This window comes from Chryseobacterium sp. OV279 (assembly GCF_900128945.1).
GTDB lineage: Bacteria > Bacteroidota > Bacteroidia > Flavobacteriales > Weeksellaceae > Chryseobacterium.
Genome location: NZ_FQUD01000001.1, coordinates 112413 through 137744, shown reverse-complemented (window position 1 = coordinate 137744; position 25332 = coordinate 112413). Strand labels below are relative to the sequence as shown.

Annotated in this window: 25 protein-coding genes; 9 read left to right on the top strand and 16 right to left on the bottom strand. The window is 37.7% G+C overall.

The genetic code is table 11. The features are described 5' to 3' along the window. Window positions 1-32 precede the first annotated feature (32 nt). The 8 genes from BUA72_RS00570 to BUA72_RS00535 form a co-directional block, all read right to left on the bottom strand. Window positions 33-905, bottom strand: a complete 873-nt coding sequence (locus tag BUA72_RS00570) for a PstS family phosphate ABC transporter substrate-binding protein (protein ID WP_047452926.1) — start codon at window positions 903-905, stop codon at window positions 33-35. Next, window positions 895-1092, bottom strand: coding sequence for a DUF308 domain-containing protein (locus BUA72_RS00565; protein ID WP_081987447.1), 198 nt, complete (start codon window positions 1090-1092; stop codon window positions 895-897). Before BUA72_RS00565 ends, BUA72_RS00570 begins: the two co-directional genes overlap by 11 nt. Before the next feature lie 76 nt (window positions 1093-1168). Continuing rightward, window positions 1169-2008: an energy transducer TonB gene (locus BUA72_RS00560; protein WP_034723281.1), complete on the bottom strand. Its 840-nt coding sequence runs from the start codon at window positions 2006-2008 to the stop codon at window positions 1169-1171. Window positions 2009-2031: 23 nt separating this feature from the next. Continuing rightward, on the bottom strand, window positions 2032-2604 hold the full coding sequence (locus BUA72_RS00555) for an ExbD/TolR family protein (RefSeq protein WP_047452930.1): 573 nt from the start codon (window positions 2602-2604) through the stop codon (window positions 2032-2034). Between the two features lie 15 nt (window positions 2605-2619). Continuing rightward, window positions 2620-3222 (bottom strand): ExbD/TolR family protein, encoded by a 603-nt coding sequence (locus BUA72_RS00550; RefSeq protein WP_034701908.1) that lies wholly within the window; start codon window positions 3220-3222, stop codon window positions 2620-2622. 68 nt (window positions 3223-3290) lie between these two features. Further along, on the bottom strand, window positions 3291-4154 hold the full coding sequence (locus BUA72_RS00545) for a MotA/TolQ/ExbB proton channel family protein (protein ID WP_034723277.1): 864 nt from the start codon (window positions 4152-4154) through the stop codon (window positions 3291-3293). Between the two features lie 240 nt (window positions 4155-4394). Next, complete coding sequence (gene leuS / locus BUA72_RS00540; protein ID WP_072921318.1) at window positions 4395-7208, bottom strand: leucine--tRNA ligase; 2814 nt, start codon at window positions 7206-7208, stop codon at window positions 4395-4397. Between the two features lie 179 nt (window positions 7209-7387). Beyond that, window positions 7388-7861, bottom strand: coding sequence for a lipocalin-like domain-containing protein (locus tag BUA72_RS00535; RefSeq protein WP_072921316.1), 474 nt, complete (start codon window positions 7859-7861; stop codon window positions 7388-7390). 198 nt (window positions 7862-8059) lie between these two features. Between BUA72_RS00535 and BUA72_RS00530 the strand changes: the two genes are divergently transcribed. From BUA72_RS00530 to BUA72_RS00520, 3 genes are read left to right on the top strand one after another with little or no spacing between them, the layout of a single operon-like run. Continuing rightward, window positions 8060-9037, top strand: a complete 978-nt coding sequence (locus BUA72_RS00530; RefSeq protein ID WP_072921315.1) for an acyltransferase family protein — start codon at window positions 8060-8062, stop codon at window positions 9035-9037. Between the two features lie 22 nt (window positions 9038-9059). Beyond that, complete coding sequence (locus BUA72_RS00525; RefSeq protein ID WP_072922453.1) at window positions 9060-9815, top strand: glycosyltransferase family 2 protein; 756 nt, start codon at window positions 9060-9062, stop codon at window positions 9813-9815. Next, window positions 9815-10441: a deoxyuridine 5'-triphosphate nucleotidohydrolase gene (locus BUA72_RS00520; protein WP_072921313.1), complete on the top strand. Its 627-nt coding sequence runs from the start codon at window positions 9815-9817 to the stop codon at window positions 10439-10441. The genes BUA72_RS00525 and BUA72_RS00520 overlap by 1 nt, the downstream gene beginning before the upstream one ends. A gap of 196 nt (window positions 10442-10637) precedes the next feature. On the opposite strand, the gene BUA72_RS00515 is transcribed toward BUA72_RS00520, so the two are convergent. From BUA72_RS00515 to BUA72_RS00490, 7 genes are all read right to left on the bottom strand, one after another. Further along, window positions 10638-11867: a 3-deoxy-D-manno-octulosonic acid transferase gene (locus BUA72_RS00515; protein WP_072921311.1), complete on the bottom strand. Its 1230-nt coding sequence runs from the start codon at window positions 11865-11867 to the stop codon at window positions 10638-10640. Window positions 11868-11872: 5 nt separating this feature from the next. After that, complete coding sequence (locus tag BUA72_RS00510; RefSeq protein ID WP_072921310.1) at window positions 11873-12217, bottom strand: cupin domain-containing protein; 345 nt, start codon at window positions 12215-12217, stop codon at window positions 11873-11875. Beyond that, a complete protein-coding gene (locus BUA72_RS00505; protein WP_072921307.1) occupies window positions 12214-12681 on the bottom strand; it encodes a DUF1648 domain-containing protein in 468 nt (155 codons plus the stop codon). The genes BUA72_RS00510 and BUA72_RS00505 overlap by 4 nt, the downstream gene beginning before the upstream one ends. A gap of 17 nt (window positions 12682-12698) precedes the next feature. Further along, window positions 12699-13415, bottom strand: a complete 717-nt coding sequence (locus tag BUA72_RS00500; protein ID WP_047452946.1) for a C40 family peptidase — start codon at window positions 13413-13415, stop codon at window positions 12699-12701. 83 nt (window positions 13416-13498) lie between these two features. Next, a complete protein-coding gene (locus tag BUA72_RS00495; RefSeq protein ID WP_072921305.1) occupies window positions 13499-14146 on the bottom strand; it encodes an O-methyltransferase in 648 nt (215 codons plus the stop codon). 310 nt (window positions 14147-14456) lie between these two features. Next, on the bottom strand, window positions 14457-14609 hold the full coding sequence (locus tag BUA72_RS24790) for a CCPGW family putative bacteriocin (protein WP_165571850.1): 153 nt from the start codon (window positions 14607-14609) through the stop codon (window positions 14457-14459). 551 nt (window positions 14610-15160) lie between these two features. Continuing rightward, a complete protein-coding gene (locus BUA72_RS00490) occupies window positions 15161-15994 on the bottom strand; it encodes an OmpA family protein (protein ID WP_072921304.1) in 834 nt (277 codons plus the stop codon). A gap of 90 nt (window positions 15995-16084) precedes the next feature. Here BUA72_RS00490 and tilS point away from each other — a divergent pair, with 90 nt between their 5' ends. The 6 genes from tilS to BUA72_RS00460 all read left to right on the top strand — a co-directional run bounded on the left by tilS (window position 16085) and on the right by BUA72_RS00460 (window position 23666). Further along, window positions 16085-17404: a tRNA lysidine(34) synthetase TilS gene (gene tilS / locus BUA72_RS00485; RefSeq protein ID WP_072921302.1), complete on the top strand. Its 1320-nt coding sequence runs from the start codon at window positions 16085-16087 to the stop codon at window positions 17402-17404. Further along, window positions 17401-19467 (top strand): protein-disulfide reductase DsbD family protein, encoded by a 2067-nt coding sequence (locus tag BUA72_RS00480; RefSeq protein ID WP_072921300.1) that lies wholly within the window; start codon window positions 17401-17403, stop codon window positions 19465-19467. The genes tilS and BUA72_RS00480 overlap by 4 nt, the downstream gene beginning before the upstream one ends. 153 nt (window positions 19468-19620) lie before the next feature. After that, window positions 19621-21171: a T9SS type A sorting domain-containing protein gene (locus BUA72_RS00475; protein ID WP_072921298.1), complete on the top strand. Its 1551-nt coding sequence runs from the start codon at window positions 19621-19623 to the stop codon at window positions 21169-21171. A 196-nt stretch (window positions 21172-21367) separates the two neighbouring features. Next, window positions 21368-21886, top strand: a complete 519-nt coding sequence (locus tag BUA72_RS00470; protein WP_072921296.1) for a biopolymer transporter ExbD — start codon at window positions 21368-21370, stop codon at window positions 21884-21886. A gap of 113 nt (window positions 21887-21999) precedes the next feature. Beyond that, on the top strand, window positions 22000-22782 hold the full coding sequence (locus BUA72_RS00465; protein WP_072921294.1) for an alpha/beta fold hydrolase: 783 nt from the start codon (window positions 22000-22002) through the stop codon (window positions 22780-22782). A gap of 71 nt (window positions 22783-22853) precedes the next feature. Next, window positions 22854-23666, top strand: a complete 813-nt coding sequence (locus tag BUA72_RS00460; RefSeq protein WP_047452958.1) for a patatin-like phospholipase family protein — start codon at window positions 22854-22856, stop codon at window positions 23664-23666. A gap of 20 nt (window positions 23667-23686) precedes the next feature. On the opposite strand, the gene BUA72_RS00455 is transcribed toward BUA72_RS00460, so the two are convergent. Further along, the gene (locus tag BUA72_RS00455; protein ID WP_410493293.1) at window positions 23687-25234 is read right to left on the bottom strand and encodes a choice-of-anchor J domain-containing protein; all 1548 of its coding nucleotides are present in this window, start codon (window positions 25232-25234) and stop codon (window positions 23687-23689) included. Window positions 25235-25332: the final 98 nt, after the last annotated feature.

The window sequence follows — 25332 nt, the reverse complement described above, 5'->3', positions numbered from 1 at the left end:
TTACAAAAGTTAAAATGCTATTTTAATATTTTTTAACGCATCTGAACCTCTCTTTTGTATATATTATAGGGCTGTAGACCTTCTTTTTCTACAATCATCTGCCCCAGTTGTGTACATGAATATCTGATAAATCCATTTGCGATATTAAAGTTTCCTTCATTGGTTAAGAAATAAAGAACTCTGGTAAACGGATAGGTCATTTGACGAAGGCTTTCATTGTTCACACTGTATAATTTACCGTTATTTTCTACCGGCAGAACTTTCACCATTTCTCTCAGTTTCTCAGAAGTTTTATCATAAGGACGGCTGAATGTATTCAGTCCGATAACTCCAATCTTATCCGTATGTTTACCTAATTCTTCAATGATATTCTGGTTTCCAGGAATAATGGAAAATTTAAGATCTTTTGGCTGTTTCTTCAGTTTTTGTGCGACGAAGTTCAGATTGCTTGAATTGGTTCCGTCAAAGATAAAATTCTTGGCATCAGATTCAAGTCCTTTTTTTATCTCATCCATAGAAATACTCTGTTTCGGAGAATCTTTTGGAACAACAAAGACCACTGCATCTGCCGCGAATTTAGCAGGAAGAAATTTCAGATCTACCTGTTCTTCATATGCTTTTTTCTCTTCAGGGGTAAGATCTCTGGACATGACCGTTATTCTTGCCTTATCATGAAGCAAATCAAGAAAACCCAGGTCTTCTTTCTTTGTTTCTATTTTGATATGGGTTTCTGGATAATTGATCATATAGCCGTCTGCCAAAGCCTCAGTGACGCTTTTAAAAGACTCGTCGGTAAGGATGGTAAGGTCTCCTTTATGATAGGATGGAGATTTATCTTCTTTTTTGCAGCTTACAGCAGCGATGCTTATCACAGAAAGCAACGCGATTTTCAAACTATTTCTCATTTCCTGAATCTTTAATTCTTGAAACTGCTCTGTAGATTCTAAATATTCCATAAAGAATAAGCACTGCACCCATCGCATAAGCAATAGCAGGCTCTAAAATCGTGAAGAAAAATTTGTAGATAATAACTACTATTCCCAATACGATATAAAATAATCCGGTAACTAAGGATAACCAATTGAACATCATGTAACAAAAATACCAAAAAAAATAAAAAAGAGAAGCATATGCTTCTCTTTTTATTTATAATTCGAATAAATAAGTCTTATTCAAAGTTCATAGTAAACGGTACGCTATAGTAAGATCTAACGCTCTCCCCGTTTCTTTTCGCAGGAGTCCATTTTTTCAGTTTCTTAACTACACGAACAGCTTCACTGTTAAAGTCGCCATTTGGAGATTTCTCTTCAATAGTAACTGCGGAAACAGTTCCGTCTCTTTCTACAACGAACTTAAGTTTCGCCTTAAGGGTACCTTCACCTCCTTCCATTAGAGAAGTATCAAAATTTTCCCCAAGATACTTTCTTAATGCGGCCATACCTCCAGGATATTCTGCAGACTGGTCTACATCTTTGTAGATCTCGTTAGGATTATTTGTTTTTACTTCCGCTGTACTGGCTTTATTACCTGTAGATGGCGGTGGTGGCGGTGGTGTATAAGCCGGAGCTTTTACCCCTTCCTGATTATTCAAACCGGTCGTTGTTTCTAACTGCTTAGAAATTGGCGGCGGTGGCGTTTCAATCTTTGGAGCTTTTACAGGCTCCGGAACTACGTTCTGAATCACCTCGATTTTTTCCTCTTCCTTTGGAGGAGGTGGTGGAGGTGGTTCTTCTTCTTTTGGCTGGTCAATGATCGGATCCTCTTCAATAATATTTACCAAATCTGCCTTCACTTCTTGTTTAGGCGGTTCAGTAAGTCTCTTAATTGTAAGATAAATAAAAGGAGACAAAGCCGCAACCAGGAATAATGCCGTTCCAACAATAAAAGATTTTGTCAGAAGTCTTGGATACTGATGTCTAAGATCATAGGCACCATATTCCTTGTTTCTATTTTCAAATACAATCTCGTCTAAAGTAAGATTCTGATTGTATACATTTTCATCTGCCATAGATTTACAGTTTTATGGTTAAATTACTTTGTAGCTGGTGCAGCCGAAGCTCCATTATTCCCAACTTTCTTATCATAAATAGCTTTTTCCCAAGGCTTCACATCGGTTACCCCGTACTGTTCACTTTTGGTAATGGCCATTTCGTCAAGAATATCTACAAAGTTCTTATATACAGCATCGTCAGTCGGCTTAATAATAACAGTAAATTTTGTTTTATCTACCGCGCCTGCTTTTGCTTTCTCGATTATTTTTCTAATACCATCTCTATCGTAAGTAGTCTCATTAAGATTCTGATCAGTTAAAGATGTAGGATCCTGCTGATGCCAGAAAATCTTATTGTCTTTACCTAGTAATAAAGAAATTGAGTTAGAAAGTTTAATTTCTGTTGGAGGTGGTTTCGGCTGATCCTCTTTTGGTTTTGCCGGAAGACCCAAATCCATTACATTCGGTTTACTAAATGTGGTTGTGAACATAAAGAAGGTAATCAATAGAAAACCCAGGTCCACCATTGGAGTCATATCTACTCTGGTATTCTGCTTCTTGGAACGTACCTTGCCGCCTTTGCCGCCTTTTTCCTGTACTTGTACTTCTGCCATTTCTAAATGATATTATTATGGTTTACCTTCTTGTGATGTAATCAACCAGAATTTAAGAAAATCAATATCTCTTAAACCTTCAAATAGGCTTTTAACTTTAGGATACTCAGTAGTAACGTCACCCTTGATTGCTAATTTGTAATCAGGATTTACGCTTAAACTTTGTTTTACCCATTCCACTAACTGCTTATTTGTACTATCCATAGGAATCCCAGTAGGACTCTTAAAGCTTTTTTGCTCCTCATCTGACAAATCGAGATAGCCTTTCAGTTGGTTCATAGGAACCCCAATTGCTTGTACTTTTTGAAAGGCAGCTTTTTCCTGGTTGGTAAAAGTCATATTATACTTTTGACCCATTTTTTCTAAAAGCTGTAATCTCTCTGATGCATTTTCTACCGGCTGGAAATAAAATTTTCCGTCCGGAGTTGCGTTGATGGTCATCAAACTTGCATCAGGAAGTAACTTCTCTGATATTGAAGATGGCGGTTTAATCTGCTCCACGTCAGGTTTTTTAAACTGAGTGGTCAATATAAAGAACGTAAGTAGTAGGAAGGCAACGTCACACATTGCCGTCATATCCGTCACTACTCCATGTCTTTTTGGTTTGACTCTCGCCATTGTTTTGAATTATTTTTAATTAAACTTCTTTTAATTGGAATGCAAATTCCTTGCTACAAATTCAATTCTTAGTTGAATTCAGCAAAAGACTGCTGGATGCTCATAGCGATCTCGTCGATCTTATAAGTTAATCCGTCAATTTTAGATGTAAAGAAGTTATAAAGGATAATCGCGATAGCTGAAGTACCAATACCTAATGCCGTGTTGATCAAGGCCTCAGAGATACCTGTAGAAAGTGCAGCAGCATCTGGAGTACCACCACCTGAACCTAATGCGAAGAATGCTTTGATCATCCCGATTACAGTTCCTAAAAGTGCGATCAATGTAGCTACAGTACCTAATGTAGAAAGAATCATCATGTTCTTTTCAAGCATTGGCATTTCAAGAGTAGTAGCCTCTTCGATAGCTTTGTTAAGAGCTACCATTTTTTGCTCTTTATTTAAAGTAGTATCGTGAGAAAGTGCTTTGTAAGTAGTAAGACCTTCTTTTACTACGTTACCTACAGATCCTTGTTGTCTGTCACACTCTTCTAAAGCTTCATCAATTTTGTTTTGATTCAATAAGCTTCTTACTTGTACTACGAAGTTGTCTAAGTTACCTTTTCCAGCAGCCTTACCTAGTACGAAATATCTTTCAAAAGAGAAAACGATTACAGTAATCATGAAAGTAATCAAGATTGGTACGATAACCCCTCCTTTGTAGATAATACCTAAAAACGATTCTGGGTGAATGTCTTTTCCTTCAACACTAGAGAAAGCTACAGATCCACCACCTAGTTTTTCTGCGTCTTTAAAGTTCCCTGGGTTCCCAAGAACAAATAAATAAATACAAACTCCTATAACGAATAAAATAGGAATAATAACAGCCGGGTTTAAACCTCCTGCTTTTCTAGCAACTACTTGCTCATCATTTTTTGAAACATTCATTTCCATATTTAACTAAATTATATTGTTTTAAAATTTTACAAGGTGTAAATTAAAGGCAAAATTAATTAAAATGCAAGAGTCTTAAATAAACATTTTGCATTTTTCTGATAAAGAAATTTTAATACGATTTCGATATAATAATTATTTTTAATTATTTTATTTATTTTCCTCAATTTTAACATTTGAGTTAGAAATTTAAAAAAATAAGACCCTCATTTTTTTTAATTTGCCAATGTTAACTTTTTTTTAAATTACGATATTCACAATACGGTGATGCACTACGATGATTTTTTTAGGTGTTTTACCTTCCAAAATAGGCTGCATTTTTTCATCAGAAATCACCAAATCCTCTACCTCCTTCGCTGATAACTGAGCTGAAAGAGAAATTTTGAACTTCATTTTACCGTTTACGCTTACCGGATACTCGATTTCGTCTTCTACCAGATAATCTTCGTTTAATACCGGAAATTTTTCAAATTCCACAGACTCCTTGTTCCCCAGCAAACTCCAAAGCTCTTCACAGATGTGCGGTGCATACGGAGAGATGATAACGGCTAAGGGTTCCAAAATATTGCGTTTGTTGCATTTTATTTTTTGAAGCTCATTAACAGCGATCATAAATGAAGATACAGACGTATTGAATGAGAAGTTCTCAATGTCGTACACCACCTTCTTTATTAAGGTATGTAAAACTTTGTATTCTGCTTTTGTAGGCTCTTCGTCAGACACTTCAAAAGTATCTCCGTTGAAATACAGGTTCCAGAATTTCTTAAGGAAACCGTACACTCCGCTTAGCCCTTGCGTGTTCCAAGGCTTGGACTGCTCCAATGGACCTAAGAACATTTCATATAATCTTAATCCGTCTGCTCCGTACTCTTCACAGATATCATCAGGATTTACAACATTGTATTTAGACTTGGACATTTTTTCTACTTCACGGTCTGTGATGTATTTTCCGTCCTCTAAAATAAATTCAGCATCAGCATAGTCAGGTCTCCATGCTTTGAAAGCTTCAGTATCCAGTTCGTCAGAGGTTCCTTTTAATAAGGATACATCAACGTGGATCTTCTGTGTTTTATAAGTATCGGAAAGATTTTTTGAAACATATTGGTTTGTTCCGTCGATTCTGTATACAAATGCACTCATCCCCAAAATCATCCCCTGGTTGATCAGTTTTTGGAAAGGTTCATCATTATTAATATAACCTCTGTCTTTTAAGAACATATTCCAGAAACGGGAATACAATAGGTGACCGGTGGCATGCTCGCTTCCTCCGATGTATAAATCTACCTGTCCCCAATAATCTGACAATTCTTTATTAGCAAAAACCTCATCATTGGAAGGATCCATATATCTAAGGAAATACCATGAGCTTCCCGCCCAACCCGGCATGGTAGATAATTCTAACGGGAATACCGTGTTATCATCAATCAGATCTACGGAGACTACTTTTTGATTGGCTTCATCCCACGCAAATACTTTCGCGTTTCCTAATGGCGGATCACCATCTTCAGTCGGTAAATATTTTTCCACTTCTGGAAGTTCCAGCGGTAAAGCGGAAACCGGAAGGGTGTAAGGCATTCCTTCCTTATAATATACAGGAACCGGCTCTCCCCAGTAACGCTGTCTTGAGAAAATGGCATCACGCTGTCTGTAGTTGGTCGTTCCGTGGCCAATTCCTTTATTTTCGATTTCAGAAATAATTTTGGATTTGGCATCATTATAATTCAATCCGTTTAAGAAATCAGAGTTCACACACACTGAATCTTTAGAATCGAAAGATTTTTCCTGAACATCTTCATCGGTATCGACTACCTTTTTAATATCAAGGTTAAATTTCTTCGCAAATCTGTGATCACGTTCGTCATGTGCAGGAACCGCCATTACAGCACCCGTTCCATATCCCATCAATACATAATCTGAAATATAGATCGGCATTTTCTCGCCGCTGAAAGGATTAACAGCATAACTTCCCGTAAAGGCGCCGCTCACGTTTTTCACGTCAGCCATTCTGTCTCTTTCCGTTTTCTTGGACGTTTCTTCAATATAAGAATCTACTTCTGCTTTCTGAGCTTCTGTAGTAATGGTATCTACTAAAGGATTTTCAGGAGCCAGCACCATAAATGTTGCTCCAAAAATAGTATCTGGTCTTGTGGTAAACACTTCAACGATCTCGTCATGACCTTCTACCTGAAACTGCACCTGTGCTCCCTGAGATTTTCCAATCCAGTATTCCTGCGCATCTTTAAGAGGCTGCGGCCAGTCTAATGTATTCAATCCCTGTAATAATCTTTCAGAGTAGGCTGAAATTCTCATGCTCCACTGCATCATTTTCTTTTGGAATACAGGGAATCCTCCTCTTTCGGATTTTCCGTCTTTCACTTCATCATTCGCCAACACGGTTCCCAAAGCCGGACACCAGTTAACGGTAGTCTCCGCTCTGAACGCCAGACGGTAATTTAAAAGGATATCTTCTTTATCAAGGTCTGAAGAATCTTTCCATTCTTCTGCCGTAAAATTTAATTCGTCGTTTTGGTTGGCATTTAATCCCTCAGTTCCTTTTTCTTCAAAATGCTGAATCAAAGTCTGGATAGGTTCTGCCTTATCGGTACTTTTATTATACCATGAATGATACAGCTCGATAAAGATCCACTGCGTCCACTTATAATAAGATGCATCTGAAGTCCTCACTTCTCTGCTCCAGTCAAATGAGAAACCGATCTTTTTCAGCTGCTCTTCATATCTGTTGATATTTTCCTCAGTGGTGACCGCCGGATGCTGTCCTGTCTGGATGGCATACTGCTCAGCAGGAAGTCCGAAGCTGTCATAACCTACCGGGTGGAGGACATTGAAACCCTGGTGTCTTTTATATCTCGCGTAAATATCTGATGCAATATATCCCAGCGGGTGCCCCACGTGAAGCCCTGCTCCGGATGGATACGGAAACATATCGAGAACATAAAATTTAGGTTTGTCCGTGTTATTGGAGGTTTTGTAGGTCTGGTTTTCTTCCCAGTACTTCTGCCACTTTTTTTCTATCTGCTGATGATCGTAAAACACTTTATTATAAATATTAGATGTTAGATATTAGATGTTACATTTTTCAACTCCCATTCTAATTTTCACAAAAATAATGATTTTAAAAGAAATAGGAATTTTAATTTTAATTAATTCGGAAATGCCCTTCAACAAAAAAATCTCATCCGGAGATGAGATCTATATAAGGTATGGAATGTATATTATTGAGGAATTCTCTTGAACGTATACGTTCTTGTTTTATATACAGTCGGATCCTGAGTCTCTTCTCTTACCGAAAGGTTTAGGGTCACGTCATTGAGGGTAACCACTTTGGCATTGGAAGGTTCTACCGTCCCCTGATATTTGATCACTACTGTTTTTGAGCTTTTATCATATGTGTAAGTGAAATTTCGGTCTGACTGAATAGCACACTGCGGCGTGGTACCAATAAAATCCCAGTCCGTTCTTTTTCCGGATGCCTCAGTATTGAATCTCCATCTGGATTCTTTCTGACAGTCGGTATAGGTAATAAGATCTGAAACCGGATCTTCTCCTGTTTCAACGGTGGTCACAACTTCTTTAAGCGGCTGCCAAACGCCAACAAGAGGATATTCCATCGTAGTATCGCCATCATCATTACATCCTGTAGCTAAAAATAATGATAAACCTGCAAATAGTAATGCTAATTTCTTCATATATAAAATTTTCAAGGGCTAAAATTATAATTTTTTTGATTTATAACACCATTTTTTGTGAAAAATTATTTCAATATTCCATATTTCTAAAAATTTTAGAACATTAACCCTCATAATAGGCGTTATTTAACAAATATTGAATCTGAGATACCCTCCGCTTTTTATTAAAAAAACTATTTTTGCAGAAAGAAAACAAAAATGCAAAGTATAACGAAAAATAATTTTGACTTCATCCGCGTTCTCCTCGCTTTCATTGTCTTTGTAGGGCATCTGGGAGCTTTAAGTGACTCCAGTCAACTTACTTTTTTAACACACAGTCCCGTAGAAGTTGCCGTTTTTTCGTTTTTTATTGTCAGTGGGTTCCTTATTGCAAGAAGCTATGAAAGGTCTTCCAGCCTGAAAAGCTATGTAAAGAAAAGAATCAACAGGATTGTTCCCGCTTATCTGCTGGTTGTATTTCTCTGCACTGTACTCCTGAGTTTGGTAAGTACCCTTTCTTTCTCCGACTATTTTGGAAATGTACAGGTTTATAAATATTTCTTCTGGAATTCTATCTTCATGAACTTTATGGCTCCTTCCCTTCCCGGAGTATTTGGGAATGAAGCCGTCAACGGTGCGCTATGGACCCTTAAGATTGAAATGTGCTTTTATTTTGCGGTTCCACTGATCTTTTTATTATTCGGAAAAAACAACAAATACAGAAATATCAGCCTGATCGTTCTGTATTTCCTTTCTCTGGTGTTCCTTAATTATTTTGAAATGGCAGGGAAAATTTCTATTTCCAAACAGCTTCCCGGTTCGCTGTGCTATTTCATAGGTGGAATGCTTGGTTACTTTTATTTTGATCAGTTTATCAAATACAAAAACACGCTATTTATCATTGCTATCATTACCGTTTGGATCGATCTGATTCTGCATATCAAATTATTTTCGCCTATCATGATCAGTATTATCATACTGTACATCGCCTATTCATTGAAGTTCCTGAATAATTTCGGGAAATACGGAGACTTCACATACGGTATTTATATCTTCCACTTCCCTATTATCAGGGTATTTGCTACGCTTGGACTATTCGCTAATTACAATCCTTTTTTAATGAGTTTTGTGTGTATGCTGGTGGTGATTGGAGTAGGAATTGCGTCGTGGCATCTTTATGAGAAAAAATTTTTATAATTTTACCCCAGTAAATACGCAAATGAAAGACCTGGTCTCCATCATCACTCCCTGTTATAATTCTGCTGAATTCATCGAAGAAACGATACAGTCTGTTTTAAATCAAACCTATGAAAACTGGGAATGGCTGATCACAGATGATCTTTCCAAAGACAATACCGTAGATATTATAAAAAAATACAAAGATCCACGGATAAAACTGCAGGTCCTTGAGAAAAACGGCGGCGCAGGAAATGCCAGAAACAACAGCCTGGAAAGAGCTACAGGACGATATATCGCCTTTCTGGATTCCGATGATTTCTGGTATCCCGAATATCTGGAAACCATGACTGATTATATGGAGGAAAACAATGCAGAATTGGTTTACTGTAACTATTCAAGGTGTAATGAGCAGCTACAGCCTGTTTTAAAGGATTTCTTAGCAGATAAAGTAGTCACTTTTTCCAATCTTCTGAAAACCTGCAGACTGGCACCGGTTTCTACGATGTACGACACCAAAAGAGTCGGGAAATTTTTATTCCCGGTAAAAAGCAAACGTGAAGACCATGTGATGTGGCTGAACCTTTTAAAAGTAATCCCGGAAGGAATGCCTATCAATAAGACCCTGGCCAAGTACAGAATGCGTGAGAACAGTGTTTCCCGAAAGAAAAAAAACATCATCAAAGATCAGTATCTGGTCTATAAAGACTTTATGGGATTTTCTACTGTAAAATCTCTTTATTACACGGCCAATTGGGCGGTTAACGGATTTCTGAAATATTCTAAAATATTTAATTAATGGAGTACTCAAAAGAGTTTAAAGCAGCTTTGAGTGCTTTTTCAAACGTAGAAAAAGACCGTCTTATTTTCAGATTGCTGAAAAAGGATAAACTTTTGTCTAAAAAGCTGTATTTCGAGCTGATTGATCAGGAGACTACGGATGACAAGAGAAATGCAATGGAAGAAAATGTTGCTGAAAAACTTCTTCTCGCATCAAAATATGTGGGAAATGCGAAGTATTTCATGAGCACCGTCCGAACCGTAAGTGCAGACATTACTGAACATGTCAAAATAACTACAGATAAATTCGGGGAAGTCTCCCTGAATATTTTGCTGGTCAACAGAATTCTGGATTCAAACGAAGACCTCAGCAGACAAAGGTTTGACAACGTTTATAAACTCTATATTTACATCATCAATAAAGTATTCAAGGCATTGGTTTTAACGAAAAAACTGGATGAAGATTACTGGATGGAAATCGATGAACTCCTGAGAGACACTTACCAAAAAATTAATGAAAATCATTATTTGCAGAAGCTCTGTATCAATAATGGTTTAGACCTCAACTGGCTTGAATCTGAAAATATTCCGGATGACATAGACCAAATCATGAAGGATACGAAAAGTCAGGGGTTTTTAAGATAGAGATTTAAGATAACAGATTTCAGACATCAGATACTAGACTTTTCTTGGGTTAAGAATGTCAATGGTCAATTTTGCTGCGCAAGTGAAGTGTGAAATTCTCTTACCCACAACCCGAAACTCTCAAACACTTATAATCTCAAACCTGAACCTCGAAACTCTAAAACTCTCCGACCCTAAAACTCTCCTCCTCTCAGACTTAAGATATTTTCTGAATAATAAGTTGAGTTGCATCAGGCTTGTTATCAACGAACTTCCGGGCATTGTCTGACATTCCCTGCAATTCTTCCTGATTATTAAAGAGAAACAATACAAAATCTGCTGCCGCATATTCTTCGGTAAAAGACTTTCCGCCTTCTGCTTCAATCAGACCGTCTGCTTCAGGATTTTTTCTGTAATGATTTCCAAAGATCACAGGTACACCGAATGTTGCTGCTTCCAGAATATTGTGTAATCCCGCATCATGAAAACCGCCTCCTACAACAGCTACATCGGCGTAGGAATAAAGTTTTGACAACAGGCCGATGCTGTCGATAATTAAAACAGAATATTCAGAAATTGGGAGTTCAGCTTTATTGATGGCGCTGTAGACTAATGCATCAGGGAAAATATTTTTTAAATGGTCTACTCTTTTCAGATCATGAGGAGCAATGATTAATTTTAAATCCGCATTCATTTTAGAAATGATGGCTGCGATTTTTTCTTCTGCCTGCCACGAACTTCCGAAAACTATGGCCTGATGATCTCCTATAAATTCTGAAATAAAATCTACATGATTGTCGCGTATTCTCAGCTGCTTTACCCTGTCGAATCTTGTGTCTCCTGTTACCGAAGAATTACTGAGACCGATACTTTTGGCCAATGCAAAGGAAAATTCCGTTTGGTGAAAAAACCAGTCTACATTTTTTTTGAGCTGTTTGACAAACCATTTTCCGTAGGAAGTAAAAAATGCCTGTCTTTCATAGAACAAAGCGGAGATCACATAGATCTTAGCACCGTGCTGTTTCAGCTCAGCCAATAGATGATACCAGTAATCATATTTAACGGTGAAAAATAATTCGGGATCAAACTGAGATATAAATTCTTTTATGGTGGTCTTTTTATCGAAGGGAAGGTAGCAGATCACATCAGCGATATGTTTCTTTTTCACCACATTTTCATAACCTGAAGGGGAAAAGAAAGTTACAAGGATCTTATGAGTTGGGAATTTTTCTTTAAGCTTTTCCAAAACCGGAAGTCCCTGCTCGTATTCACCAAGGCTGGCTGCGTGCATCCAGATCACCTTATCTGATGGCGAAAATACTGCTTTTACCTGATCTAAAGACTGTTCCCTACCTTCAACTCCTTTTTTAGTTTTATCATTAAACCAAGAGAAAACTTTCATTCCGAAAATGAGAAGACTTACAAATATGTTGTATAGGAATGACATCTTAATTATTTTTCAATTTCTATTCGGTCGTTATGGGTAGACGGGCTGGAGATAACAAGAAATTCCAGATCACCCTGAGATTCATTGGAAATATAGTGTTTTGATCTGGGCTGAACGGAAATACTTTCTCCCGCCTTTACAGAAAACTTCGCATCATTAATATCAAATACCGCTTCTCCTTTTAAAATATAAAACACCTGTTCTGCCAACTCATGGAAATGCAGTTTTTCAGCAGTTCCGGCGGGCATTTTTTCCTGTTTTACGGAAAGGTTGCGGGAATCATTCAGAACCCAGCTGTCACAGCCGTTTCCCCATGTATAATGCGTTGAAATTTCTTTAGATTGTATCATTTGAATATAGCTACAAGAATGAATACCATGATCAGACTTCCGATGACGGATAAAATAGCCGTAGATAACGGAACTCTAGGCTTGACGTTTTCATCAAAAGAGTATCGGAACATATAATCCTGGCCGTTCATAAAGATCAGCATCACCAAGACAAACAGCCATCTCAGAAAAATTTCCATAATCAGAAACTGGGCATATTTATTCTTATCCGTAATATCAACAGGAAAATTTGCGGTTTCAGGATGTCTTAATGCATAGGCAAAAAAACAAAATAAGGTGGTTCCCATAACCGGAGTAATAAAAGAATATATTTTGCTCCCGAAATTATCAGCCTTTCCGTCAAAATCGAAATGGACCGGAATTCTTTTAGGAAGGGTTTTGTAATGTTTCAGGGTAAACCACCAGAAAAAAACCAGCAATCCGAAATTAAAAATATCAAAGGCTGTAAAAATAATATTCTCCATTCCGACCGTATTTAAGGCTAGAGCATGTTTTTAATCACTCTCAGTTTATGCGTATGTTTATTCATTTCTTTGTTGAAGATCCCCGTAGAATCAAGAATATCTATCCTTACTTTTCCAGAGGCATGAATGATCCTTTGGTTATCCAGCATAATTCCTACATGAATAATCTTCCCTTCCGGATTTTCAAAAAATGCTAAATCTCCCGGCTGGCTCTCTTCAACGAAAGTCAAAGGTACACCAACTTCTGCCTGCTGATAAGTATCTCTCGGCAATTTTATATCATGAATTTTATAAACGAGTTGTGTAAACCCGGAACAGTCTACCGCAAAAAAACTTTTTCCGCCCCACAGATAAGGCACATTAAGGAATTCCTTCGCTGCCAAAGCAATACTTTCACGAAGATCATGACTTCTTCTTGAAGCCACTACCGGAAATTCTACCTCAGATCCTATTGAAAGAAGAGTTTTTCCATCTTTCATCAGTACTGAAGAAAAATCCTCAGTCACTACGGTTACTTTTCTTTTGGCCAAATCCTCGTCTGTTACAGATCTCAGCTGTTTGGTATCCATCCATCCTTCATATCCGTCATAATGCATCTTTATTTTGGTCCAGTTTTTATTCACTTCCAAAATATCAGCGCTTTCTCCAAACAATATTTCCGTAACAATTTCCGCCTTGTCAGAACCTTCTGCGCGGACCGGTGCTACTGTAACGTTACAAATTCCTTTATTCATAATTTTTTAGATGATAGATTTCAGACAACAGATTTCAGATTTACTGAAGTTCGTCTGATATCTGTTGTCTTGTATCTTGTGTCTTACTTTCTTCTCAGAAAATTCACTCCATCACGCAAAGGTAAAATAAGATTTTCAAAATCATCGTCTTTTGCGATCAAATCATTCAGTTCTTTGATGATCTGGGTGGATCTCTGTTTTGGATTTTCTTCCAGAACTTTTCCGTACCACAAAACATTATCGAACATCACCACGGAACCGGATTTTGTTCTGGGCTTGATGAGTCTGAAATATTCTGCATAATTTTCTTTGTCGGCATCTATAAAGATAAGATCAAAAATCTGATCAGTTTCTTTCAAAAATTCTTTAGCGTCCTGAAGTTTAAAATCAATCTGTCCTGCAAATTCACTTTCTTCAAAATATTTCTTGGGAAGATAAGCAAGATCTTCATTAACGTCCAGTGTGGTTATTTTTCCATCTTTGGCAAGGCCTGCCGTCAAACAAAGGGTAGCATATCCTGTAAAAGTTCCTATTTCAAGGACATTTTTAGGCTGAATCATTTGAGAAACAATCGTCAAAAGCCTTCCCTGCTGATATCCGGATATCATATGCGGCTGCGTAGTTTTCTGATAAGTCTCTCTCCTTAGTTTTCTCAGAATTTCAGGCTCTGAGGAAGCATGTGTTTCCAGATACCTGTCCATTTCAGGATTCTTTTCTTCAAAAAAGCTCATACAATTTTAATTTAAACAAATTTAATCATTTTAAAATTCGGATCATGTGTAAAACTTGTAGTGCAGATCAGTTTTTTCCACGCAAAGTTCGATTATAATGCCGTATACTTTTAAAAATGCAAAGAAGGGAATCAATTTCATTGATTTTGATGAAGGAAATGGATATATTGATTAAAACATTCACGCAGATTAATTAGATTATGCAGATTATTATTTTTGTTAATCTGCTCTGTCTGTATCATCTGCGAGAGAAATAAAGAAAAAGGAGAGAAATAAATTCCCCTCCTTTTCAGATATATCTGCTTATTTATTACAAAGCTATACAGTACTCACCTGGCGAACCACATACCCAACCCGGGCAACAGTCTCTGGTGACACGACAAATGATTTGTGGGTTACAATCTCTAATTGCTCCCTGTACTTCTTTCATTTGTCCTCTTGACATTTTTTTTAAATTTTTCATATTTTTTAGTTTAGTATTAATTTCCTACTCTTTAAGATTTTCGGATATCTCTGTTATTTCTCTTTATGGAGATTTAAATATAAACATTCTTTTAAAATAAATAACAGAATTAATAAAAAACTACTCATCACTTATTAAATCAACAGAAGATACTGAATGAAAGAACGCATTAACAGCTGCCTTTTCCTCTGCAAAGGAAAACACTGATTATCTGCCAATTCATTGTTCCGGGAAAACCACGATGTAAAATACCGGGAAAATACGGATATGTTTGTGTCGGACATAGTTATACATTTGCAGAGAACAAGGGGTAAAAACACTAAGAAAAAAAGGAAATGAATGTAGGGGAAAAACTAACTAACACTGAGAATCAGAAGACCGCTGGGCCAATAGGCAGAGCGGATTCTTCGCGAAAAAAAACTAAGACACAAATATCCAATTCATTTTTTCAACGGATTATTTCATTATTGAAAAAAGAAGAATTAATTTGATTAAAAAAATAAATCCCGAATTGCTTCGGGATTTATTTTTATGGGTATGTTGGGTTTCAATTACTTTTTAGGAGCAATATCCATTAATTTCATGAACTCATCCAGCTTAGGCATGATGATGATTTCCGTTCTTCTGTTTTCCGCTCTTCCGGAAACACTCATATTCGTTGCTTTAGGGTTGTATTCAGAACGTCCACCTGCTGTGATTCTTGCAGGATCTACCCCGAACTGTGTCTGAAGAACCTTCGCAATTGCTGTACCTCTCAATGCAGAAAGATCCCAGTTGTCTCTCGGTAAGTTAGGAGAGTTTAAAGGTGCGTTATCTGTATTTCCTTCGATCAGGACAGAATATTTATCGTAATCATTGATCACTTTAGCCACTTTACCCAATACTTCCTGAGCTGTAGGCTGAATGTTGTAATCTCCTGTCTTGTAAAGCATTTTATCAGAAAGAGAGATCATTACCACTCCTTTCAATACTTTTATCTGTACGTCATCATCCGCTACATTATCAAGAGATCTTTTAAGCTTGTTAGACAATGCCAGATTCAGACTGTCATTTTTCGCATTGTTTGAAATCAGCTGTTTGATATAAGAGTTGGAAGCATTGATTTCCCCAACCAGCTTATCAATATTCGCTGAGCTTTTACCCGTATTTGAAAGACAGGCATCCAAAGATGATTTCAAAGCATCATGCTGGCTTTTTAAAAGATTATTTTCCCCTGACAATGCAGAATTCTGAGACTTTAAATCCTGGATCTCTCTTTGTCTTTCGCCAATATTTTCAATACACTGCTTATAGTTTGAACTTAACGCATCGTACTGCTTTTTGGAGACACAAGAGGTCAATCCCAACGCCATTGCAGAAACTGCTAAAATTTTAAAAATCTTCATACGTAATCATTTTTAGACGAATCAAAGTTAGGAAAATTCAATTGAACTATATGCATTATCTTTGTACGAACGAAATTCTCAGCAAACGTTTTGGAAAAAATCAGTTTTAAAAACCAGCTTGAAAACCTTGTCCGAAATCCGGAAAATCACCGCTATCTTCTGGCCGTGAGCGGCGGTGCCGACTCTATGGTTCTGGCCTCTCTATTTCAGGGTTTAGGGCTTGTTTACCAGATTGCCCATATCAATTACAAACTCCGTGGTGAAGATTCGGATCTGGATCAGAAAACAGTTCAGGATTTTTGTGAGAAAAATCATATTCCGTTTCACCTGTACGAGGTTTCGGAAAAAGATAAAAAACCGGAAAATTCTATTCAGCTTTGGGCAAGAGAACTTCGTTACCGTTTTTTCAGGGAAATTCAGAATCAGGAAGAGCTGGAATTTCTGGTGACTGCCCATCATCTGAACGATCAGCTGGAGACTTTTATCATTAATCTTTCCAAAGCTTCAGGAATTGACGGACTGAGTGGAATTCCTGCAGACAGCAATCATACGCTCCGCCCGCTTCTTAATTTTTCAAAAAAAGAAATTTATGAATATGCTGAAGAAAACGGGATTGATTTCCGGGAAGACCTTTCCAATAAAAAGAGTGACTATCTTAGAAATAAGATCAGAAATGAAATAGTTCCTCTGCTTTTAGAAACGAATGACCACTTTCTGGAAAACTTCCAAAGAAGCTCTTTGTATCTGAATCAAACCAAAAATTTTGTGCTGAAACAGATGGAAGAAATTGAAAATAAACTTACGGTATTTAACCCTGAGCATAAAATCTTATCAAAAGAAAAGCTGCATCAGGAAAGCAGTTTCGTCCAGTTTGAGATCTTAAAGAAATATGGATTCAATCAGGAGGAAGAAATTCCAAAAATATTTACGGCAGAAAACGGAAGCTCTTTTTTTTCAAAAGAGTATCAATTAATTATCAACCGGAATGAATTAATTCTCGTAGATAAAAATAAGAAGGCTGAAACAAAAGACGATCTCCATTTGATCGAAAGTTTTGATTTTTCTGGAAAACTGAACAGCATCAACCTTGAAAACATGATTGACACTATTGATGGAATCAATAATTGTTTTGAATGGGATTTCGATGCCGGGAAACTACAATTTCCACTGCGTTTAAGAAAACAACAGGATGGCGACGAATTTTATCCGGTCGGCTTTTCAGGAAAAAAGAAAGTTTCTAAATTTTTTAGGGACGAAAAATTATCTATTTTAGCGAGGCAAAAAATTTGGCTCCTGTGTGATGGTAATAATTCCGTGCTCGGAATCATACCACTAAGGCAGGACAGACGATACGCAAAGGATGAGAAAACGAAAAGTATTCTCAAAATTTTTAATGAAAAGAAAAAATGAAATTTAGAAACTGGTTTTTAGTAGTGCTGCTCTTTTTAGCGGCAGGAATTAATGCACAGATCAAGAATCCTGTAAAATTTAAGTTCACCATCAACGATTTGGGGAACAATCAATATGAAGCTGTTCTGAACGCTACGATGGAAAGCGGCTGGCATATTTATTCCAAAGACCTTCCTGAAGATACGGGAATTCCTACTGAATATAAAGTTTCAGGGAAGAATATTGAGCTGATCGGAAAGTTTACTGAGGTCGGTAAAAAGCATGAGGAATTTTCGGAAGCTTTTGGCGGAACAATTGTTTTTTATTCCAACTCGGCCGGTTTCAAACAGAAATTTAAATTAAAAGACCCTACAAAACCGGGTGATGTGACTTCTGAAATTACGTATCAGACGTGTGATGACAGAGTGTGTCTTGCGCCGAATACTTTAGAATTCAATCAAAAAGTAACCCCGAAAGGAGCTGTTGAAGAAACCGCAGAGGAAAAAACAGAAGCCACAAAAGATTCAGCAAAAACAATAGAAACTGTCGTTGCAACGCCTGCAAAAGGAGAAGTAACGGTGACCCAAACTTCACAATTAGATCCTAAGCAGCTAAAAATAGCGACCATTGATTTCCAGAAGCCTTTAACGGATTGTGGAACTGCTTCTACGAAAGTTGACGAAAACTACTGGACTTATTTATTCTTAGGATTTGCAGGAGGTTTAATTGCCTTACTGACTCCATGTGTTTTCCCGATGATTCCGCTTACGGTTTCTTTCTTTACAAAAGGAAGCAGCAACAAAGCAAAAGGTAAAAGAGATGCACTGATCTATGGATTTTTCATTCTTTTAATCTTCGTATTATTAAGTGTTCCATTCCACCTGATTGATGGAATTGCAGGGAATATTTTCAATGAAATTTCTACCAGTGTCTGGCTGAATATCGCCTTCTTTATCATATTCATTTTCTTTGCAGGAAGTTTCTTCGGATACTATGACATTACGCTGCCAAGTTCTATCGCCAACAAATCTTCAAAAGCTGAAGAGGCTGGCGGACTTGTGGGTATTTTCTTCATGGCATTAACACTGGTTATTGTTTCTTTCTCTTGTACCGGTCCTATTCTTGGCGGTTTATTAGGAAGTGCGGTAACAGGATCTTCCAATGTTCCGATGCTGCTTACCTTTGCTTTGGCAGGGTTTGGACTGGCATGGGCTATCGTATTCGGTTTGCTGGCTTTATTCCCGCAAGCTTTAAAGAGTCTTCCAAAATCAGGAGGATGGATGAATACCGTAAAAGTGGTTCTTGGATTTGTAGAACTGGCTTTAGCTTTAAAATTCTTATCTAAAGCTGACCTGGTATCTAAGACATTCCTGTTGAAAAGAGAACTTTTCATTGCTATATGGATCGTTGTTGCATTAGGGCTGGCCTTATACTTATTCGGAATTATAAGATTCCCGCACGATGATAAAAAACCTAAGATTTCTATTACGAGAAAGATATTGGGAGCATTGGGAGTTGGTTTTGTGATTTATCTGATCCAGGGATTAATTCCTTCTGAGCGTCCAAAACTTCAACTGTTAAGCGGTATTTTGCCTCCGTTGAACGTAAGCTATTTCCATGATGAAAAAGACGGTATCCTCGGAATGCATCCTGAACATGATTTCTTTAAAGCCATTGAACTTGCTAAAAAGGAAAACAAACCAATCCTCATCGACTTTACAGGCTACGGCTGTGAAAACTGCAGAAAGATGGAGGAATTCGTCTGGAGCGAGCCGGATATCTTACCGATCCTTCAGAATGATGTGGTACTGGCTTCCTTATATGTAGATGACAAGGAAGAGCTTCCGGAAGATCAGAAAACCAAAATCGATCTTGGTGACGGACAGATCAAAAAGGTAAAAACGATTGGTGACCGATGGAGCTTATTCCAGCAGGTAAATTTCAACAACAATTCCCAGCCGCACTACGTTCTGATCACACCGGACGGAAAAGTAATCAATACACCGGTTTCCGGATATATGCCGAAACAGGATTTTAAAAAATTCTTAGAATGCGGAGTTAATTATTATAAAACAACGAAGTAAGATTAATCTAAATATCATAAAGCCTTATCAATTTATTTTGGTAAGGCTTTTTTCTTACACTTACTAGAAGAATATCAACACTTACTAATTGATTTAAGAACAATTCTTTTTTTTTATTAAATTACACCCTGAGTCACTCAATTACAATCATATATGAAATATTTTAAATTTACTGCTTTACTTTTTCTTATCATATATTCCGTTCTCCAGGCACAAACCGCACCTGCTATACAGTGGCAGAAATCATTGGGAGGAAGTGCCGGAGATATAGCAAAATCTGTACAGCAAACTTCTGATGGAGGTTATATCGTTGCCGGGGAGTCTAATTCTACCGACGGAGATGTGACGGGAAATCATGGAGATTCTGATTACTGGATTGTAAAACTGGATGCATCGGGAAGTATACAATGGCAAAAATCACTGGGCGGAAGTTCTAATGACAGCGCCAATTTTATTCAGCAAACCTCTGACGGAGGATATATTATTGCGGGAGAGTCTAATTCTAACGACGGAGATGTGACAGGAAATCATGGAAATTTTGATTACTGGATCGTGAAATTAGATGCTTCAGGAACTCTGCAATGGCAAAAATCATTAGGCGGAAGTAATCAGGATATGGCCAATTGTGTCCGGCAAACTACCGACGGCGGTTATATCGTTGCCGGTGAATCTTATTCTACCAACGGAGATGTTATAGGAAATCATGGAATTTCCGATTACTGGATTATAAAATTAGACGCCTCAGGAACTATGCAATGGCAGAAGTCACTGGGTGGAACCTCTTATGAAGGAGCAAATTCAATCCAACAAACTTCTGACGGAGGATATATTATAGCAGGTACAGGTAGTTCTACTAATGGAGACATGAGTATAAATTATGGAAACGGAGATTTTTGGATCGTAAAATTAGATGCCTCAGGAACGATACAATGGGAGAAATCATTGATAGGTAATCTTGCTGATACTGCACAGTCTATCCAGCAAACATCAGATGGAGGATATATTGTTGCCGGCATGTCTAATTCTACAAACTCTGAAATACCGCTAATGTTTGGAACATCTAATTATTGTGTGGCAAAATTAGATTCTAATGGAAATACATTATGGCAAAGATATTTTGGGGGCAGCGGTGAAGATCACCCCTATTCTACCCAACAAACTTCAGACGGAGGATATATCGTCGCCGGGGCAACTGGTTCTTTAGACGGTCATATTACAGGAAATCATGGAAGTTTCGATTGCTGGATCGTCAAATTAGATGCGGCAGGAAACATACAATGGCAGAAACCATTGGGTGGAAGTGATTTTGATGAAGCCTATTCCATTCAGCAGACAGCTGATGGCGGATATATAATCGCAGGTATGATTTTTTCTGCAGACGGAAACATTACGGGTTACCACGGAAACAGTGATGCCTGGATCGTCAAATTAAGCTCCACTCAATTAAACACTGGAGAAACTCAACTTATTAATAAGCCCATTATCTATCCTAATCCGGCAAAAGATATTATTCATCTGGATCATCTTCCTGCAGAAACGGTTGTGCATATTACCGATATGTCGGGAAGAAATCTTTTCACCCAAAAATACAAGGAGAAAAAGATCAGCATCCCAGTTTCTCAATTTACTAATGGCGTGTATCTAATTCAGGTTCAGCATCAGGGAAAAATCGTTTTATCAGATAAACTAATCATCAATAAATAATAAACAAAGCTATAAAGTATCATAAAATATTATGAATTCAAACATTCATCAATGTATTTAATGTTAAATTATAATTGATTTTCGATTTTTTATATCATTTAAGAAATTTAGGCACAGACTTTGAATCGATTCCTGCAAATCACGATGAATTCTAGACGCTTCATCAAGTACCGTTTAACATTTAAAATTATGAATTATGGCTGAAGTAATTGCACAAGAAAAGCAGGGCGGCAAGCAAAAGAAAAAATTAATCCGCGTGGATATGACCCCAATGGTAGATCTGGGATTCCTACTGATCACCTTCTTTATGTTCACTACCAATTTTACAAAACCTAATGTAATGGATCTGGGACTACCTGCAAAAGACCCCTCCGTTATTAATGATAAAGTAATTAAAGACAAAAATCAGGTCACCTTTATTTTAGGAAAAGACAACCGGGTATTTTATCACCAGAGCAACGAGAAAGATCTTAATTCCGGAAATTTGAAAGAAACAGACTTTAGTGGGGTAAAAATCTCTAAGATTATTTCTGAAGCGTACAAAAATGCTCCGGCACAGGAAAATTTCACAGTGATTGTAAAACCAACAGATGAAGCCAACTATAAAAACTTTGTAGATATTCTCGACAATATCGCGATCTCTAAAAAAGAAAGATACGGCATCACTGACATAAAGCCTTGGGAAAAGAAAGTTTATACTGAATTAACACAATAAGACAGAGAGCATTTTTAGAATGCTCTTTTTTTATTTACATTTGAAGATACAAATGGTTTCAGAAAGTCATATTGTCTGCTGAACTATTTTTAACTGTTATAAAATTTAAGATCATGCTGAATTTTGAAAGAAAAGGAAACGGGAAAGAAACTTTGGTGCTGCTTCACGGCTTTATGGAAAACCTTTCTATCTGGAGTGATATGGAACCTCATCTTTCCGATCATTTTTCACTGTTGAAAATAGACCTTCCCGGTCATGGCCAGTCTGATATCCTGGCAGAAGTTCACACCATGGAACTGATGGCTGATGAAGTGAAAAAAGTTTTAGACCATGAAAAACTAAGTAAAGTACATTTGCTGGGGCATTCCATGGGTGGCTATACCTCACTGGCCTTCGCAGAAAAATATCCTGAATCCCTTAAAAGCCTTACGTTATTCTTCTCCACCTATTTTGCTGATGATGAGGAGAAAAAACAGCAGCGGATCAAAAGTTACAGAATCATCAAAGATGCTTTTACCCATTACGCCAAAGCCGGCATTCCGAATCTTTTCAATCCCAATGAAAGAGACATTCTGGAAGGGAAAATTGAAATTGCCCTTGCCACTGCCCTTTCTACCAACAATATGGGAGCTCTTGCCTGTGTAAAAGGCATGGTGGAAAGAACGGACAAGAAGCACATCGTGGAAAATCTTGAAGCCAAAATCCTGGTTTTAGCAGGAAAACATGACAATGCCGTAAAAACAGATATGATGATCAAACATCTTCCGGACAGAACCAATATAAAATCCTATATCCTGGACTGCGGACACAACGGACACTGGGAAAAACCGGGTATCTGTGCAGAAATCATCAACACAGAGCTTCTGCATAATCTTCCAAAAAAACTAGTCTTGTAGACAGCCTACACCTGCAGTCTTAGCCTCTGCATATCAAAATTTCTTGTATATTAGTGGGGATAATTATCTCAATGGGTTTATTCTCGTTCAAAAAAAAGAAACCGCCGATCATCGGTCTTACGCTTTCCGGTGGAGGAATGCGTGGAATCGCCCATATCGCGGTACTGAAAGCACTGGAAGAATACAATCTGAAACCACAAATCATTTCAGGAACCAGCGCGGGCTCTATTGTCGGGGCTTTTTACTCTTTTGGAAAATCACCGGACGAGATGATGGATATCGTAAGAAATACCACCTTCTTCTCAAGGTCCTATCTAAAACTCTCTAAAAATGGCATTTTCAGCTCAAATTTCATTTTAAAACTTTTTAATGATCATTTTCCCGAGAATGACTTTAAGATCCTGAAAATCCCTGTTTACGTTACAGCCACCGAAATGACGCATGGCATTGTGGACTTTTTTTCTGAAGGAGAACTTTTCGGACCTCTCTTGGCTTCATCAAGCGTTCCATTTATTCTGCCCCCCGTAAGAATTGGTGAAAAAATATATGTGGATGGTGGCGTTCTCGACAACCTTCCCATTGAACCGATTATTGACAAATGTGATTTTTTAATTGCTTCCCACGTCAATTCCATAAGCTATGACGAACTGAAAAAGATGAGCCTGATGAAAGAGTTTGACAGAATTCTCCATTTAGCCATCGCCAAATCGGTTTATTCTAAAGTCAAGTCCTGTGATATTTTTTTAGATCCTCCTAAAATGACAAAGTTCAGTTTATTCAGTAAGAAAAACCTGGACATTATGTTTCAGGAAGTTTATGAATACACATGTCAGGAATTGGAAGAAAAAGGATATAAAAAAGGCTCCCAAATTGAGAGCCTCTGATTATATTATTATTAAAAGTATTATTCTTTAATCACTTTAAAGGTCTGTTCTGAATCTGCTGTTTTCACTTTTACAACATACATTCCTGAGTTCAGATCATTCGTAGGAACTACAGAAACATTGTCCTTCACAGTTTTTACCAGTCTACCTTCAGCAGAATAGAACGATACTTCCGTTACTTTTCTGTCCGCCGCTGAAATGTTTAAAACATCTTTCATTGGATTCGGATATACGGATAATTTTGCTTTAGCATTCGTTTCATTAACTGCTAATGATCCGGCAGGAACGATGGTGATGCTGTAATCTTCAGCCTGTCCGTAAGCCGCTGTTCCCGTAGTGGCAGCAAGCGTTGTACCGGAAGAATAACATGGGCTTAGATAAGCTGTGGATCCATAAGTCTTTTTCACTCTCATTCTTGTTTTTCCTAATGTTGCTGTTGCAGGAACCACAATATTTCCGGTTGCAGTTTTCGTATCAATACCTGTGGAGTTCACTAGTGATACTATAGTTGCTGCTGTTCCGAAAAACACTTCTCCCGTATCTACGAAATCTCCATCCTGATTCCAGTCTACATAGACTATAAATCTGTTTGAATTGTTTCCATCCGTATTTCCTTTGAAAGTGATAGGATACGTTCCACCCTGCTCCACGGATACATTTTTATTAATGAAATTTTCATGGGTTGGGCTGGTTAATATCTCTGAAGAAGTATTCGTCATATTTCTCAGCTGAACAGAGGTAATAGGCTCTACACCATCAGTAAACAGAAGGTTTCCGAAACAATATGGTGCAAATGAATCACCAGTCGTGAAACTTGAAGTCTGACATCCTACCGCCACACCTGCTGCATTCTTAGCAACTACCTTCCAATAGTAAGTAGCGTTTCCTTGCAAGGTTGTAAAATCAGCAAACAAATAATTGCTCGCTACCAGAGTGGTTGGATTCGGGTTGGTATCCAGGTACAAGTCATAGCTGTCAACTTTTGCTCCTCCGGTTGGTGCAGTCCAGGTTAATGTTGCAGCATTTGGGTTCACTCCTGTTGCCCCATTAGCTGGCGCAGTTAAAGCAGCCACACAATTAGGAACTACTGTAGGTGCAGTATCGCTGCCTATACTATCAAACAACAATCTGAACATATCTGGAGAAGTAGCCTGAAAACCTACGTACACCGTTTGTCCTACATAAGCAGAAAGATCTACAGAAAAGAAGGTCCATTTATTAGGAGCCGGTGCTACAGGTGTAAGTACCGTTGTAAAAGCAGCTGCAGTAGCAGTTGTCGTAGATAATTTAACCGCGTAACTTTCCACGTAATTAGGATCCTGGTTCTTTACGAAGTAGGTAATCCTGTCGTTAACACCAGCTACTACGGTAATAGCAGGAGTTACTAAATAATCATCATGAGCAGTAGCACTGTAGTTGATCTGCGCTGCATTCGGCAATGAATACACACTTCGCGGAGCACCAGGTCCAAAAATGAAACCGTTGGCATCTCCTCCGTTAATGACACTCCATCCCGCAGGAGTGGTAGTACCTGCATCAAAGTTTTGAGAAAATTGTGCACTGGCCAGAACAGGCAATGCAAACAAAAACGTGAGTAATTTTGTTTTCATAAAATAATTTGGTTTTTCATTAATTCACTGCCTAAAGTACAATAAATCTATAAATA

Excerpts from the sequence above, each read along its gene's own strand:
- BUA72_RS00570 (WP_047452926.1), bottom strand. The coding sequence starts at position 905 with ATGAGAAATAGTTTGAAAATCGCGTTGCTTTCTGTGATAAGCATCGCT.
- BUA72_RS00565 (WP_081987447.1), bottom strand. The coding sequence starts at position 1,092 with ATGATGTTCAATTGGTTATCCTTAGTTACCGGATTATTTTATATCGTA.
- BUA72_RS00560 (WP_034723281.1), bottom strand. The coding sequence starts at position 2,008 with ATGGCAGATGAAAATGTATACAATCAGAATCTTACTTTAGACGAGATT.
- BUA72_RS00555 (WP_047452930.1), bottom strand. The coding sequence starts at position 2,604 with ATGGCAGAAGTACAAGTACAGGAAAAAGGCGGCAAAGGCGGCAAGGTA.
- BUA72_RS00550 (WP_034701908.1), bottom strand. The coding sequence starts at position 3,222 with ATGGCGAGAGTCAAACCAAAAAGACATGGAGTAGTGACGGATATGACG.
- BUA72_RS00545 (WP_034723277.1), bottom strand. The coding sequence starts at position 4,154 with ATGGAAATGAATGTTTCAAAAAATGATGAGCAAGTAGTTGCTAGAAAA.
- BUA72_RS00535 (WP_072921316.1), bottom strand. The coding sequence starts at position 7,861 with ATGAAGAAATTAGCATTACTATTTGCAGGTTTATCATTATTTTTAGCT.
- BUA72_RS00530 (WP_072921315.1), top strand. The coding sequence starts at position 8,060 with ATGCAAAGTATAACGAAAAATAATTTTGACTTCATCCGCGTTCTCCTC.
- BUA72_RS00525 (WP_072922453.1), top strand. The coding sequence starts at position 9,060 with ATGAAAGACCTGGTCTCCATCATCACTCCCTGTTATAATTCTGCTGAA.
- BUA72_RS00520 (WP_072921313.1), top strand. The coding sequence starts at position 9,815 with ATGGAGTACTCAAAAGAGTTTAAAGCAGCTTTGAGTGCTTTTTCAAAC.
- BUA72_RS00515 (WP_072921311.1), bottom strand. The coding sequence starts at position 11,867 with ATGTCATTCCTATACAACATATTTGTAAGTCTTCTCATTTTCGGAATG.
- BUA72_RS00510 (WP_072921310.1), bottom strand. The coding sequence starts at position 12,217 with ATGATACAATCTAAAGAAATTTCAACGCATTATACATGGGGAAACGGC.
- BUA72_RS00505 (WP_072921307.1), bottom strand. The coding sequence starts at position 12,681 with ATGGAGAATATTATTTTTACAGCCTTTGATATTTTTAATTTCGGATTG.
- BUA72_RS00500 (WP_047452946.1), bottom strand. The coding sequence starts at position 13,415 with ATGAATAAAGGAATTTGTAACGTTACAGTAGCACCGGTCCGCGCAGAA.
- BUA72_RS00495 (WP_072921305.1), bottom strand. The coding sequence starts at position 14,146 with ATGAGCTTTTTTGAAGAAAAGAATCCTGAAATGGACAGGTATCTGGAA.
- BUA72_RS24790 (WP_165571850.1), bottom strand. The coding sequence starts at position 14,609 with ATGAAAAATTTAAAAAAAATGTCAAGAGGACAAATGAAAGAAGTACAG.
- BUA72_RS00490 (WP_072921304.1), bottom strand. The coding sequence starts at position 15,994 with ATGAAGATTTTTAAAATTTTAGCAGTTTCTGCAATGGCGTTGGGATTG.
- BUA72_RS00480 (WP_072921300.1), top strand. The coding sequence starts at position 17,401 with ATGAAATTTAGAAACTGGTTTTTAGTAGTGCTGCTCTTTTTAGCGGCA.
- BUA72_RS00475 (WP_072921298.1), top strand. The coding sequence starts at position 19,621 with ATGAAATATTTTAAATTTACTGCTTTACTTTTTCTTATCATATATTCC.
- BUA72_RS00470 (WP_072921296.1), top strand. The coding sequence starts at position 21,368 with ATGGCTGAAGTAATTGCACAAGAAAAGCAGGGCGGCAAGCAAAAGAAA.
- BUA72_RS00465 (WP_072921294.1), top strand. The coding sequence starts at position 22,000 with ATGCTGAATTTTGAAAGAAAAGGAAACGGGAAAGAAACTTTGGTGCTG.
- BUA72_RS00460 (WP_047452958.1), top strand. The coding sequence starts at position 22,854 with ATGGGTTTATTCTCGTTCAAAAAAAAGAAACCGCCGATCATCGGTCTT.